The sequence below is a fragment of the Bacteroidota bacterium genome (assembly GCA_030706565.1).
GTDB lineage: Bacteria > Bacteroidota > Bacteroidia > Bacteroidales > JAUZOH01 > JAUZOH01.
Genome location: JAUZOH010000006.1, coordinates 1 through 14,111 on the forward strand (window position 1 = coordinate 1; position 14,111 = coordinate 14,111).

The window sequence follows — 14,111 nt, forward strand, 5'->3', positions numbered from 1 at the left end:
TTGCAACCCTGCTCGACTTTTTCAACTAATTGTCCTAATAAATCCTGGCTTGTAAACCATGCAACTGAGATTTGTATCAATTTCTTAGAATCTGAAACCAGTTCTGTAATTTGTTTTCTAATATTTTCAAATGTTGCTTTTATCATGCACGGTATCTTTTAAAGTTATTGCTAACATTTCTCTCACAGCAATCTTGCTGTCATTGCTTATTACAACTCTTTTAAGCTATAAACCTCAGATTCTTAAATTAACTATTTCTCCAAAACATTAACATATTTTCAAATTAAAATGTTACAAATTAGCTGCATATAATTATATTTTGCTCAAGTATTCTGAAGCATGAACTTTCGAGCTTGGTTTGCCTAGCAGAGAAGCTTATCAAAACGGATTGCCGTTTTTAATCACGATTTTAGCGGGTTTGGAGAGGGTATTTATTGAAGCACTTTCTGATATTTGAGCTCTTTCAATTTTTATAATATTTTAAAACCTTAAGCATATTAATTATATTAAGACTCGTTAGTAACAAATTACTTATAGTAAAAAACTTAATATCATAAATGAAACCTTAGTAACAATATTAGTTCTGAACTAAAATTCTTATTTTTAATTGGTTATAATTGTTGCAGAATTAAAACGAACTAATTTTTCCCAATCTATTTCCCCATTATCTTTACAAAAATCATTTGAAAATTCTCTTGTAAATTTATTTATCATTTGAGAATATATTTCTACAAATTCATCAGTTTTTTCTTTTGCTTTGTAACCCAGAGGTTCAATTATCTTTGTATAAAGATTAGATTCATCAGAAAGGAATTCCCAAAATTTTTGTCCACAATATTTAAGATAATTTCCTTTATCTGGATTTTTATCTTTTCCATAACAACACCCATTTATAGCAATGATCTGTAATTGTGAATTACTTGTTCTCAAAGTCTTTTTAGCTGTTCGAAAATCCTCAATCATTTTTGTAATTTGAGAACTATTACCCCAATTTGGACCAGATTTAATAGCCACTATATTCCTTCTCCCATCATCATCATCAAATTCCAAATCAATTCCAGTAATACCAGACTTATAACCTCCATATACTTGACCACTAATAAAAATAGCAAGCCCTTCCAACCAATCACCAAAAATTGTTTCCTCATTTGAAGAAATATGAGCATCAACAATTCCACGAATTATCTCTTCAGCTGTTAAGACATGTTTTGCTTTAAATAAGTATGGATTTTTACGCTTTAAAACTTTTGACAATTTCAAATCATCAAGGCTTTGAATCCTTTTTTGATGAAATACACCAATATTTTTTTCAACGTATTGAGATACGTCTTCCAAATTTAGTTTTTTCATATTTTACTTCTGGTTCTAATAAATATAATTCAACAGGCTTAAGTTGTTTTCTGACCATTTCGTAATATTCAGGGACATTATCAATACCAATAGAATTACGTTTCATTCTATTAGCGACAATTAAAGTAGTTCCTGATCCCATAAAGGGATCAAGAACTGTATCATATTCTTTTGTGAAAAGTTTAATAAACCATTCAGGCAATTCTTCTGGAAATGCAGCACTATGATTTTTATTATTACATTCTGTTGCCAAATATAAAACGTTAGTAGGATATGCTTTATCTCTTTCCAACCAATTGGAAATATTTTTACCAAAACCGCTGCCAACTTTTGAATTATCTCTAAGTTTATCAGTTTTAGAAAGATTTTTTAAACGAGTCTTCGCCCAATCTCCCATCGGGATCATAACTTCTTCTTGGTACATATTAAATTTTTTTTCTTTATTAAATTGAAGAAGCCTTTCCCATGCATCTCGAAATCTATTTGGCCATTTTCCAGGATAACTATTTCTTTTATGCCATATAAATTCTTCAGTCCAAAGCCAACCTTGTTTTCTCATTTCAAGAATTAGTTCTAGAACATATGTGCTCCTTTCTCCATTAACAACTTTTTCTTTAATATTTAAAATAAATGTTCCTGTTGGTTTAAGAACTCTATGTAATTGTTCTGAAATTGGCAAAAACCATTCAACATATTTTTCCGGATAAATACCTCCATAAGTACTTTTTCTTTGATCTGCATAGGGAGGAGAAGTTACAATCAAATCAACAGAATTATCTTGTAATAATTTTAATTGATCTTTACTATCACCTAAATATAAATCAGTTTTTATCTCCATTAATTATACTTGCGTTAAATATGACAAATTTAATATTTATCAAATCCAAAATATCAAATAATTATTTTAATTTTTAACGTTGGCAAATAACAATCGCTTAAGTATTAATCTTAACAATATTAAAATTATTTTATTCGTTAATATTTGAAGAATTATTGCTTAAATTTTTAACGACCCTTTCTTTTGGCTCATTCGCATAGCAATACAAACACGAATGCGGGCAGGTATTATATGAGCCGATATCTTTACTTTGCACGCAACGGCAGTATTTACGCTGGCCCTTATCCTTTATGTTGCGCGATTTCAGAAGGTGACTGGAAGAATTGAAAAGATCGCCGGCGGTGACACCTAAAAAATCCATCAGCTTTTTGTCATAAGGAAATAGCCGGATCATCAGATCATCGTCTATACATTTGTTGTGCAAAATGCCAAATTGCTCAAGGTCAATTTTTTCGGCACAGGTAGCCAGCTCGAAATCCCAACTTTTGTTGAGCTGCTGAAGGCCGCAGGCAAATTCCGCCATATCTTTTTCAGTAAACTCCCGATAGGGAATACGATTTACCTGCAGGTTCTTCTGAACCTTTTTATACCGATTGATATCGGCAAAACTGAAAACCAATTTTTCAGTGTATCCTTTAAGCTGGTTCCCGATTTTTTCAACCTTTCTTAAAAGTTCTTCCACACCTGTTTGTTCCGTCAGGACCAGCGGGTCAAAACGCCAGATGACCTTTTCCTTGCCGATTTTTTTGGACAATTCCATGAAAGTATCCCTTCGCGACTGCAGCCCGGGAACAAAAGGTTCCAGCTTCTCCTTTTCGTAATCGTTCAGGGTAAACTGGAAATAATAATTGGGAATTTTTTCAGCTATTTCATCCAGGAAAGGGAAGACCGGCCGGGGATTCTTTGACCAGAAAACGATCAGCCGGGCCTGATCAAAGAAAACATTCTGATATGAACCATTGAAAGGGTTCCGCCACCGCACATAGCCTTCTTTCAGCCGCTGTACCAGCCATTCCGGATAAAAAGCAGGGATATCCGTCGACCGGCTGGCGGAGATGATTACCGGGGCTATGCCTTCAACGGTTTCGCCTCCGGATAATTTTACTGTAACTTTGGGCCAGGCCATTGTCCGTCAAGGTTTATATTGTCAAAAATACAACAATTTGAATGATGACAGATCAACTAAAACGGGATATTCATTTGCATGCCCATTCTGAACCACCTGCCGGGCATGACGGTCATTACTTCCGTGTAATGGGTATTTGTAAGATTGGTAGCTTCGGCGTAAACCTTGAAGTTCCTTATTTTCCAGGTAAAACGGGAATCGAACACCCAATACGGAGCCATGTTAACCCGGTCAATATAACGCACTTTGAAATCATGAGTAAAATTGGCAAAAAGCGTATGTTCCACGCCCATAATCAGCTGATGGCGGATATTCTGCAGAGCATAGCGTGATTCGATAAATTCCGGGTGGTTGAAGTCGGCCTTGATGTAATTATAACTCAGGGTCAGGTCTTTTACCGGGAAATTCTTACTGAAAATCACGGCAGGAAGCATGTGAACTGTCAGCTCCACCCCGCTTTTATCGACATTGCTGAGATTCACCGCACGGACAATATTCGTGGAATCGGTATATGGCACAGTCACCCAGTCGATAAGCCGGGTGGCATGCTGGTAAAAACAAGAAGCATTAAAAGTAAAGCCTGTCAGGGAATAACGGATTCCTCCTTCATAAGTCAAAGCATCTTCTGGCTTCAAAGAAGGATTGCCTTCTTCCTTACCGGGATTATCGTAATAAAGGTCGGTGAAGGTCGGAATTCTCACCGAACGGCCGGCATTCGCATAGACCCTTATATGCCGTCCCAAATCATAGCCCAGGTCTATTCCGGGAAATATATTCCAGCCAAACTGGTTGTACCAGTTGGCATATACACCCTTAGTGACATCAAAATGCCCGAATATAAACTTTTGCTCTGCATATACCCCAAAATTATCAAGATTGTGTCCTGAAAGCGGGCTTACAGATGATTTACCCGAACGGATTGCCGTACCCGAAATCATTTCGGAACGATATTCCAGTCCCATTCCACAGGTGCCCAGCCTGTTTTTTGCAGAAACATTCAAATCCGCCTCCAGCGCATCGGTTTGATGGAGATTTTCGTAAACCGAAGGATTCTGCCTGACAAAAACATATTTGTCGTCATTATGCCGATAGGAAAGGCGGGGTTTGATTTCAAACACTCCGGCATCTTTGACATATTCAATGCTGGCCAGTCCGGTTTTAAGCGACTCCCACTGGTCCTTAAATGAAGCGCTGGAATAAAAACCGTTGGCGCCATAACGGCGTTCGGTATATCCGCCCAGAAAGTTGAATTTACCGCCTAAAGCAGTCAGTTCCGACTGGTAAAAAACATTATCAACCTTATAATCTGTATTGTAATGATAGCCATCGGAAGCATCATGGGCAAAAGAAAGGAACTGTCCATATTTATTAGCAGGAAGGGCAACAGATGCCCCTATCCCGAAAGTGGCGAAATCTCCACCATACAGATGCAGGTCAACAGCTTTCTTCTCAGGCACGCGGGTAATGATGTTAACAGCGCCAGAAAATGCATTCTGTCCGTAAATTCTTGATCCAGGCCCCTTCAAAACAACGATATGATCTATGCTTTCAAAATTCAACGGCAGGTTCATGGAATAATGGCCTGTTTGAGGGTCAATTAACTTGATACCGTTGATCAGCACCAGGGTTTGCTCAAAAGTACCTCCCCTTATGCTGATATCGTCCTGTATTCCTGCTGGCCCCCTTTGGCGCATGTCAACACCCGGCACATAGCTTAACGCTTCAGCAGCACTTTGTACGGGCAGGTTTTGCAATTGCCGTTTCCCTATATAACTTATATTCCTTGATGATTCAGAAAAAGGAACTTCAAGCCTGTTTTCCTTTATGGTCACTTCGGGCAAAGTAACCACAGAGGAATCAATTTGGGCAGATAAAGGAGAAATGAGGACAATCAGCAAAAAGAAAATATGCAAATGTCTCATAAAAAATAGATCGTTCCTACTTATGCCTGCCGATTAAAATTTCGACAACATCTTCGATGCGGCGATTCTTGGCCGTCAACAAAACAAGGGTATGATAGAACAAATCGGCAACTTCATTGATAAACAAATCGTCGTTATTGTCTTTCGCTTCAATGACCACTTCAACAGCTTCCTCGCCTACTTTCTGCGCTACGCGGTTGATGCCGGATTTGAAAAGTTTGGTGGTATAATGCCCTTCAGGAAGTTCTTTTTTACGGGTATCAATTAAATCCTGAAGTTCAACCAGGAAATGTAAATCAGCCTTATTGACTTCATTAAAACAGGTATCCTGGCCGGTATGACAAACAGGACCGACTGGATTGGCCTTGATCAGGATGGTATCATTATCGCAATCAGGAATGATCTTCACTACATTCAGAAAATTACCGCTTGTTTCACCTTTGGTCCACAGACGTTTTTTGGTACGGCTGTAAAAGGTAACACGGCCTTCCTTCCGGGTTTTTTCAAATGCTTCAGCATTCATAAAACCCAGCATCAATACTTTATTTGTGGTGTTATCCTGAATAATAGCAGGAACCAAACCATCTAATTTGTCAAAATCTAAATTCATAACGCTCAAAAATAAAATGCCAAAGTTAAACCATTATAGACAAAAAGCAATACTCATGAAAACAATTACAATTTCCATGACTAATGAACAAACAGCTTTCAGTTTATAAAACGAACAATAAATGGGAAAACCGGAACTGAGATTCAGTTTATTGTTTTACGGCATAAAAACAGCGCTTGGGAGAAAACACTTTTTCATCCGCAACCAGTTTTTTAATTGCCTTATCAACATCTTTTTTGTCCAATCCCGATTTGTCGGCAATGTCGCCGCTCTTCATCGCCTCTTTCGATTCATTGAGGGTTTTCATAACCAATTCACTTGCATCCATGGCATATAATTTTTAAAATTTGAAAAATTAGAATAATTCCACTTCAATATTCTGAACAAATGCGGTGTAAGAATGTTCATGATCCAATTTTGCTTCGGAAAGAAGGAAAAGAACAGGTTTCTCCTGTCCGGCGCTGTTCCTGATATTCACTTCCCTTCTCTGGCCAACAATTTTATTTTCGCCCTGCCGTACAAAGGAATTTACAAATTCATCAGTTTTCACGGCTTCTTCAGAGAAAAGCACCTTAACATTCTTGCCCAGTACATCCTGGCGATCGATTTCCCACAAGTTTTCGGCAGCCTGATTGAAAAATTCAATAGTGCCGAATTGATTAATAGTCAGAATGGCATCCAGGGCGCCTTCCAGGGTCCTTTCGTTACGTATCTTAACTTTTTCAACTTCCTTGTATTGAAGCTGCATCTCGTACCTGGCCTTTTCCAATTTCTTGCTCAGGTCTTCCTGTGCACTTCTAAGCTGTTCTTCCTGTAGCTTCAATTGTTCGGTTTGGGCGGCTGTTTCAATTTCCATCAGTTTTTCCTTGGTGGCATCATAACCGATAAACACGATTTTGGCCACTTCGTTGTACATGTTGCGTACTGCAGAATACGTACCATTGAACCATTTATGGGCATTGGAACTGGTATTAATCTGAAACTGCCCCTGAAAAGCTTCACCGTTAACAACTGATTCCCAGGATTTCTTAAATTTATTCACTTCCAAGACGCTGATAAAATCAAAAACGGTCTTTTCATTCGCCTGTTCCTGCGAATATTCAAGGGTTTTAAGAAAATTCTGATTCCCTCCCAGGAATTCTCCTTCAGGAGTAAATTCAGCTTTAATGGTTGAACGGTTTAAAGCATCGATCTGGCCTTCATAATCCAGACTTTGCTTTTTCTGGTCTGTAGTGTCGATAGCCAGGAATAATATCCTTTCCACAGAATTATCAGAGCGCCTGATGCAGGTGAAAGTTGCCATGGTCCATAGATCCTGCCTTTGCCTGGTGACAAACTTCATATCCCCCTCAAAATGCTTTCCGCCCTTTGATAAATCATCCCAGATATTGAAAAACCAGGCCTTGTCTTTATCATTAATGAACATGGAGATGTTCTTTCCTTCGACATCAGAATTATTCATATAACCCAGTTTGTTTAAAAATCGGGTATTGGCATAAATCAGAGAACCATCGGGCATAAATTCAGCACGGATCATGGTATGATTCACGGAATTTGTAAAATTAACGAACTTTTCTGCCTGCCGGTTAGCCTCTTCCTGTGCGGCCTGTAATTCCTCCATGTTTTGCCTCAACTGTTCCTCTTTTGAAACCAGAGCATCTGACTGTTCCTGCGACTCCTTCAAAAGCCGGGAAGTCCTCAAGCTGATTTTTATGTTGGTAATGGAAGAAGCAATATTTTCGGCCACATTCTCCACAAATTCAATCTGGAAAGGCTCGAGTTTCTGGAAAGAAGCAATTTCTATTACACCGCAAAGTTCGTCATTGACAATCATCGGGACAAGCAAAAGACAGCGGGGATTTGCTTCTCCAAGCCCTGAGGTAATCCGCAAATAATTGTCAGGGACATCGGTCATGAAGATTGACTTTTTCTCCAGGGCGCATGTGCCGACAAGGCCTTCAGCCCAGGCAATACGGTTATCCGCAAACTTCCGGCGGTCGTATGCGAAACAGGCCGTCATATCAAAATATTTCTCGCTGGGATTATCCTCATTCAGCAAGTAGAAACCGCCCTGATTGGCCTTCAGATACTTTACCAGGTTGCTGATCAGTTCGTAGGACAATTCCTCTATTCCATTGTTAAACTTACGCAAAATATCCCCGAATTTTGCCAATCCTTCGGCAACCCAGTTCCGGTTCTCATCCTCTTTCCTGCGCTGTTTTTCAATTTCGCGCTTTTCAATCAGGTTGTCGCGCAAATCAAGAAGCGATTTTCCGAGTATATCTTTACTGTCCTGAAGCTTATATTCGGTTTCCAGTTCCCCTTCAATCAATCTTTTCAGAAAAATGAGAATTTTCTTGTTTTTTTGATACTCGGCGTCTGTCAATTCTTTCTTTTTCAGGTCACAATTACGCACAAACTGTCCCAGGAAATAACCGAGGACGCAACCTGCAATGGGGAAAAGGTCAATCACCCAGAAAATCGGATTGAGGTAATGAATTTGTGCAATAGCCTCAAAGGATAAATCTGTTTTGCAAATGATCACATCAACAATAAAAGCGATGAAGGTAAATCCCAAACCGATTAAACCTCCTTTCCAGGAATATCTTGTAACTATGGCTTTAGAGTTAACATCGTTCATAGTATTTCAATTTAATTGTGAGAGTATAGAAAAAAATTTATCCAGGTAACGCAAAATAACTTAAAATATCGAATATATTAAATTGCTTAAGAATTTATTCAAAACGCATCAATATTTTAAAACAGAAGGAGCAATTTTGTCGAGAGCCAGAACTTTATCCACTGCATTAAGTTTAATAGCCTCATTGGGCATACCAAAAACCACGCAGGATTTTTCATCCTGGGCGATGGTATAAGCTCCTGCCTGCTTCATTTCCAGCAATCCCTTAGCCCCGTCATCGCCCATGCCGGTCATAATTACGCCAATGGCATTGCGGCCCGCATAGCGCGCCGTCGAACGGAACAACACATCAACCGAAGGGCGGTGCCGGTTTACCAGCGGCCCATCCTTTATTTCGACATAATACTTAGCCCCGCTGCGTTTCAATAAAAGGTGATGATTGCCCGGCGCGATTAATGCCCGTCCCCTGATTACGCTGTCTCCGTTTTCGGCTTCCTTCACGTCTATTTTACAAAGTTCATTGAGCCTTTCGGCAAATGAACGGGTAAACAGCTCAGGCATGTGCTGGACAATGACAATCCCCATTGCATCCGGCGGCATAGCTTCAAGAAATACCCGCAGGGCTTCTGTTCCACCAGTAGAAGCTCCGACAACCACAACCATATCCGTGGTTTTTATCATACTTCCTTCACCAATCAAAGGAGGTAAAATAGCATCAGCCGAATATTTAGGCTGAATGACTATATCATTTGAAAAAATCTTTCTTGAAACCCTTGCATTTGCAGCAGCTTTAACAACATCACACAAATGAATCCGCGATTCTTCAATGAATTGCCTGGTGTTCATCTGAGGTTTGGTAACCACCTCCACAGCGCCATATTCGAGAGCTTTCAGGGCGGTTTCAGTTCCTTTGGCCGTAAGGCTTGAGATAATAACAACCGGAATAGGACATTGGGCCATGATTTTTTTTAAAAAAGTGAGGCCGTCCATTTTGGGCATTTCAATATCAAGGGTAATGACGTCTGGAACCTGCTGCTGGATATATTTTACAGCCACAAAAGGGTCTGCTGCTGTACCGATCACTTCAATATCTGGTTCAGTCAAAAGAATTGACGAAAGTGTCTGTCTCACCACCGCCGAATCATCAACAATCAATACTTTAATCTTTTTCTTCATTAGAATTGAGATATTCCTTGTAAAATACAGATTTAAAAAGCCTTATGAATTTCCGATTTTATTCACAAACCTTTGCTTTACTTCCCCCGTTGCCGTATAAAACTCTATTTTCCTTCCGTTTTTACCACCGGTACTGGAACTGACAACAGGTATTTTTAAATCATTGAGTATTTCTCTGGCGATGATAATATTTCTTTCTCCGATTTTAAACTTTGAGATTGAAGAATCAATCACCTCGCCGCCACCAAATACCTTGGCTATAAGATTATATTTCAGACACCCAAGAGCCTGCATTTTATCAATAAGTCGTTCAATAGCAATATTACCGTACTTTGGAGAAGCAAGTCCTTGCCCATTCCATAAGGGAAGCATGTAATGATTGATGCCTCCTGCTTTCAACACCGGATCCCATAAGCATACCGACACGCAAGACCCCAGGATAGTATAAACCTTAAAAGGATCCTTGCTGACAAACAATGCTGATGGATATAAGAAATGAAGGGGTAAATTGTCGTCCATTTATAAGCGCATTAGAATATTTCGTCATTTTCGAATAAAAAGTCATTTCCGTCTGAAGAAAATCCGGCTATACCGGATTGAGATTCAGGAATGGAAATGGTAAAAGCAGAACCTTTCCCTTTCTGACTCCTGACTTCAATGCTCCCATCCAAAAGATCCAACAATGCCTTTGTAATAGACAATCCTAATCCATGTCCCCTGTTGATCGAATTAATCCCGTTGTCCAAACGTTTAAACCTGTCGAAGATAATTTTTTGGTTTTCTTCTGAAATTCCTGCGCCAAAATCCTGAATACTGACATTTAACAGTCCATTCTCCTGCCAAACATGTAAAATAATATTTCCCTTGTCATAACTGAACTTCACCGCATTGCTCATTAAGTTAGACATAATCAGCTTAAGTTTTTCAGGATCTGTTTTAAAATAAACCACTGCACCTCCTTCGCTGGCTATATCAAACTTATATTCAAAATTCAGATTCTTCTTTTTTGATTCAAACTTAAAAGAATCTAAAACCGTATTAAAAAGAGACTTAATGTCGGTATTTAAAATTTCAGGATATATTTCACCGGCTTCTATTTTAGCAGCCACAAAAATATTTCTAAGCTGGAAATCAAGGGTAAATGCTTCTGAGTGAATTAAGGCCACCATGGCAATAACCGTTTTCCAATCCTCTTTTTTTACAGATAATATACTTTTTGAAAGTCCTAATATAGAGGTAAAAGGATTAATGATTTCATTCGTGATATTGGAGATGAAATGGCTTTTCAAAGCTTCGGAATCTTCCAGCTTTTTATTCACCGTTTTCAACTCATTCATCAACTGTTTTAACTCTTCAAGATCTTCCTTGTTTTCCTTAAACCTGCGTTGTAACTCCTCAAGCAATTCTTCGTCAGATAACCGGGTCATATCTTTATATTTATAATAAGTTTGTTATCAATTTTTTAATACAGCCTTTAATTCTTCAGACCTGAAAGGTTTGCTTACATATCCGTCCATACCGGCAGCAAGGCACTTTTCCTCATCCCCTTTCATCGCATTTGCAGTCATGGCAATTATTTTAACCTTCTGCAGGGAATGATTTTCGTTTTCATAATTTCTTATCATTTGGGTTGCTTCATAACCATCCATCTCCGGCATGTTGATGTCCATAAAAACCAGGTCATACTTTTTATCTTTGAACATGCTTAGGGCCAACCTGCCATTTTCAGCAATATCGATATTGTACTGATATTTTTGCAGCAAAAATTTTATAACTTTCTGATTGAGCAGGTTGTCTTCAACTACTAAAATATTGTTAATAACCGGATTATACCTGACATCAGAAGAACCGGATTTGTCTTTTTGCTTGACAGCATGTTTTGCTTTCTTTAATGTTACCTTAAACCAGAATTTCGAACCTTCACCCAAAGTGCTCTCCACGCCTATCCGGCCTTTCATCAAGCCAACCAATCTCTGTGAAATAGCTAATCCCAAACCTGTTCCCCCGTGCAACCGGGTGGTAGAAACATCGACCTGGGAAAAAGATTTAAACAGTTTATTAAAATCCTTTTGGGCAATTCCAATACCGGTATCCGTCACATCAAATATTATGGTGATTTTGTCTTCATCATCACTCAAACAATGGACATGAATATTTACTTCACCCCTATCTGTAAACTTTACGGCATTGGTACTCAGATTTAACAATATCTGGCTTAAACGGACGGGGTCGCCCTCAACATATTTAGGAATAGAGTCGTCGATATGGACATTGAACTGCAATCCTTTTTCTTTGACTTTTGAATCAAGCATCAGGGCAATGTCCTGAATAACTTTGGTTAAGTCGAAACCTATGTTTTCAAGGATAATCTGATTTGCTTCAATTTTAGAAAAATCAATGATATCGTTTATCAAGGAGAGTAAGGTTTGAGAAGACAGGCCAATAATATCGAGATACTCCCTTTGTTGGGCGTTTAGTTCGGTTTCCTTGGTCAATTCGACCATTCCGATAATACTGTTGAGCGGGGTACGGATCTCATGGCTCATATTAGCCAGAAACTCGCTCTTATACTGGGAAGCTTTCTCGGCAATTTCCTTGGCTTTTTTCAGTTCCTCCTTGGAACGGCGAAGTTCAAGGTGAGTGGTCACCCTGGCCAATAATTCCGTTTCATTGAATGGCTTCAGTACATAATCCACGGCACCTGTTTCAAAACCTCTGACTATGCTCTTTTCATCATTCATGGCCGTAAGAAAAATGATGGGAATATCTTTGGTATCCGATGATTTTTTTAATCGCCTGCACACTTCAAAGCCATCCATATCCGGCATAATCACATCCAACAAAATAAGGTCAAATTGTTGTTCATGTGCTTTAATCAGGGCGGTTTTTCCATTACGGGCACTGTCTAATAGAAAATGCTTCTGTTCTAATATTTTGGATATCAACAAAATATTAATCGCACTGTCATCAATTATTAATATTCTTGCAGTTTTTTTCTCGTCCATAATGTTTAAACTACCTATATTTTTTTAAATATAGTAGGTTTTATCTGCGCCAAAGGCACATTAAGGTTTGAAATAGATTCAGAATGTCCCAGGATGAAAATGCCGTCTTTTTTTAATTTTGAAGCAAGTTTATTCAGAACACTCTCCTGGGTATCCCGGTCGAAATAAATTAAAACATTCCGGCAGAAAATAGCATCAAAAGAATAATCCAGCTTGTAAACAGGATCCATAAAATTTAAACGGTGAAAAGTCACTTTCCTTCTTAATTCCGGCACCACCCTCACTGTTCTGATTTCAGGATTTTTGTTACGCATGAAATATTTATATTTCAAATAAAGCGGCAGGCCATCAACCCGGGATTCGTTATATACGGCATCAACCCCTGACTGCAGCACACGGGTTGAAATATCCGTGGCAAATATGGAATAGTCAAATCCCTTGTTTTTTTCAGCAAACTCGTTCATGCAGATAGCCATCGTATAAGGCTCTTCTCCGCTGGAACAACCTGCGCTCCAAATCATAAAAGGGCGAACACCCGGAGAATTGGTCTTCAAGAAATCAGGCAGACAGGTCGATTCAAGGAATTCGAAATGGCCGGGTTCCCTGAAAAAATCGGTTTTATTGGTACTGACCATATCAATCATCTGGATTACTTCCTTCTCCTGTCCCTGTTTGCTAAAGACATAATCCACATATTCCCTGAAAGAGCTCAAATTCAGAGCTCTTAAACGTTTTTGAAGCCTGCTCTCGAGCATGGTCTTTTTTATTGGAGGCATCTTTATTCCATACTCGTGATAGATAAAACTGCTTAACTTTGAAAATTCAGCAGGGGAAAGCCTTGCCTTATAAATATCATTGATTCCATTTTCTGCCATATCAGATAAATCCAAAATCAGGAATGATTATTTACTTCAGCTTCCTGAGCCTCTTCTGTAATTTCAACATTTTCGCTTGACTCCTTTAAATCGACAATCTCATCAGCCGAAAAAATAAGGTCCATGTTGAGAATCATCACGAAATCATCCCCTATCTTTGCAATACCATTGATAAATTCGCTTTTGTACTTACTTCCAATACTAGGAGGAGGCAGTATCCGGGATTCTTCTATTTCAACCACTTCATGAACCGAATCGACTAAAGCACCGATGTGAACCGATTCGCCGTCCATATCAATATCCAATACCAGGATACAGGTATTAACGGTAAATTCGGTAGGAGTCATCCCAAATTTAACCCTTGTATCAATCAGTGGCAAAACCGTCCCCCGGAGATTTATCACCCCCCTCATATAATCAGGGGATTTGGGAACTTTAGTGATCTTGGTCATTTCCAGGATGCTAAGTACCTTAGATACATTGGCAGCAAAATATTCATCACCTAATTTAAATGAAAGATAAGAACTGATCTTATTTTCTATATTATCCATTGATAAGTCCTCCACAA

13 protein-coding genes are annotated in these 14,111 nt (G+C 38.8%); all 13 read right to left on the minus strand.

The features are described from left to right. Window positions 1–603 precede the first annotated feature (603 nt). A complete protein-coding gene (locus Q8907_00995) occupies window positions 604–1,350 on the minus strand; it encodes a PmeII family type II restriction endonuclease (GenBank protein ID MDP4272834.1) in 747 nt (248 codons plus the stop codon). Continuing rightward, window positions 1,310–2,188 carry a site-specific DNA-methyltransferase gene (locus Q8907_01000; protein MDP4272835.1) on the minus strand — a complete coding sequence of 293 codons (879 nt, stop codon included), beginning with the start codon at window positions 2,186–2,188 and terminating at the stop codon, window positions 1,310–1,312. The genes Q8907_00995 and Q8907_01000 overlap by 41 nt, the downstream gene beginning before the upstream one ends. A gap of 130 nt (window positions 2,189–2,318) precedes the next feature. After that, window positions 2,319–3,314, minus strand: a complete 996-nt coding sequence (locus Q8907_01005) for a DUF1848 domain-containing protein (protein ID MDP4272836.1) — start codon at window positions 3,312–3,314, stop codon at window positions 2,319–2,321. Window positions 3,315–3,370: 56 nt separating this feature from the next. Then, window positions 3,371–5,236: a TonB-dependent receptor gene (locus Q8907_01010; protein ID MDP4272837.1), complete on the minus strand. Its 1,866-nt coding sequence runs from the start codon at window positions 5,234–5,236 to the stop codon at window positions 3,371–3,373. A 16-nt stretch (window positions 5,237–5,252) separates the two neighbouring features. Continuing rightward, the gene (gene hisIE, locus Q8907_01015) at window positions 5,253–5,846 is read right to left on the minus strand and encodes a bifunctional phosphoribosyl-AMP cyclohydrolase/phosphoribosyl-ATP diphosphatase HisIE (GenBank protein MDP4272838.1); all 594 of its coding nucleotides are present in this window, start codon (window positions 5,844–5,846) and stop codon (window positions 5,253–5,255) included. A 148-nt stretch (window positions 5,847–5,994) separates the two neighbouring features. Continuing rightward, window positions 5,995–6,174, minus strand: coding sequence for a MarR family transcriptional regulator (locus tag Q8907_01020; GenBank protein MDP4272839.1), 180 nt, complete (start codon window positions 6,172–6,174; stop codon window positions 5,995–5,997). 27 nt (window positions 6,175–6,201) lie between these two features. Beyond that, window positions 6,202–8,487 (minus strand): PAS domain-containing protein, encoded by a 2,286-nt coding sequence (locus tag Q8907_01025; GenBank protein MDP4272840.1) that lies wholly within the window; start codon window positions 8,485–8,487, stop codon window positions 6,202–6,204. Window positions 8,488–8,595: 108 nt separating this feature from the next. After that, the gene (locus tag Q8907_01030) at window positions 8,596–9,663 is read right to left on the minus strand and encodes a chemotaxis response regulator protein-glutamate methylesterase (GenBank protein MDP4272841.1); all 1,068 of its coding nucleotides are present in this window, start codon (window positions 9,661–9,663) and stop codon (window positions 8,596–8,598) included. 42 nt (window positions 9,664–9,705) lie between these two features. Next, window positions 9,706–10,182: a chemotaxis protein CheD gene (locus Q8907_01035; protein ID MDP4272842.1), complete on the minus strand. Its 477-nt coding sequence runs from the start codon at window positions 10,180–10,182 to the stop codon at window positions 9,706–9,708. A gap of 11 nt (window positions 10,183–10,193) precedes the next feature. Beyond that, entirely contained in the window at window positions 10,194–11,090 is an 897-nt protein-coding gene (locus tag Q8907_01040; GenBank protein MDP4272843.1) for a HAMP domain-containing sensor histidine kinase, read from the minus strand. Window positions 11,091–11,117: 27 nt separating this feature from the next. Continuing rightward, window positions 11,118–12,668 carry a response regulator gene (locus Q8907_01045; GenBank protein ID MDP4272844.1) on the minus strand — a complete coding sequence of 517 codons (1,551 nt, stop codon included), beginning with the start codon at window positions 12,666–12,668 and terminating at the stop codon, window positions 11,118–11,120. A gap of 14 nt (window positions 12,669–12,682) precedes the next feature. Next, complete coding sequence (locus Q8907_01050) at window positions 12,683–13,543, minus strand: CheR family methyltransferase (GenBank protein ID MDP4272845.1); 861 nt, start codon at window positions 13,541–13,543, stop codon at window positions 12,683–12,685. A gap of 17 nt (window positions 13,544–13,560) precedes the next feature. Beyond that, window positions 13,561–14,109 (minus strand): chemotaxis protein CheW, encoded by a 549-nt coding sequence (locus tag Q8907_01055; protein MDP4272846.1) that lies wholly within the window; start codon window positions 14,107–14,109, stop codon window positions 13,561–13,563. Window positions 14,110–14,111: the final 2 nt, after the last annotated feature.

Coding starts and splice junctions, on each gene's coding strand:
- Q8907_01025 (MDP4272840.1), bottom strand. CDS start 8,487: ATGAACGATGTTAACTCTAAAGCCATAGTTACAAGATATTCCTGGAAA.
- Q8907_01020 (MDP4272839.1), bottom strand. CDS start 6,174: ATGGATGCAAGTGAATTGGTTATGAAAACCCTCAATGAATCGAAAGAG.
- hisIE (MDP4272838.1), bottom strand. CDS start 5,846: ATGAATTTAGATTTTGACAAATTAGATGGTTTGGTTCCTGCTATTATT.
- Q8907_01010 (MDP4272837.1), bottom strand. CDS start 5,236: ATGAGACATTTGCATATTTTCTTTTTGCTGATTGTCCTCATTTCTCCT.
- Q8907_00995 (MDP4272834.1), bottom strand. CDS start 1,350: ATGAAAAAACTAAATTTGGAAGACGTATCTCAATACGTTGAAAAAAAT.
- Q8907_01035 (MDP4272842.1), bottom strand. CDS start 10,182: ATGGACGACAATTTACCCCTTCATTTCTTATATCCATCAGCATTGTTT.
- Q8907_01040 (MDP4272843.1), bottom strand. CDS start 11,090: ATGACCCGGTTATCTGACGAAGAATTGCTTGAGGAGTTACAACGCAGG.
- Q8907_01000 (MDP4272835.1), bottom strand. CDS start 2,188: ATGGAGATAAAAACTGATTTATATTTAGGTGATAGTAAAGATCAATTA.
- Q8907_01050 (MDP4272845.1), bottom strand. CDS start 13,543: ATGGCAGAAAATGGAATCAATGATATTTATAAGGCAAGGCTTTCCCCT.
- Q8907_01045 (MDP4272844.1), bottom strand. CDS start 12,668: ATGGACGAGAAAAAAACTGCAAGAATATTAATAATTGATGACAGTGCG.
- Q8907_01030 (MDP4272841.1), bottom strand. CDS start 9,663: ATGAAGAAAAAGATTAAAGTATTGATTGTTGATGATTCGGCGGTGGTG.
- Q8907_01005 (MDP4272836.1), bottom strand. CDS start 3,314: ATGGCCTGGCCCAAAGTTACAGTAAAATTATCCGGAGGCGAAACCGTT.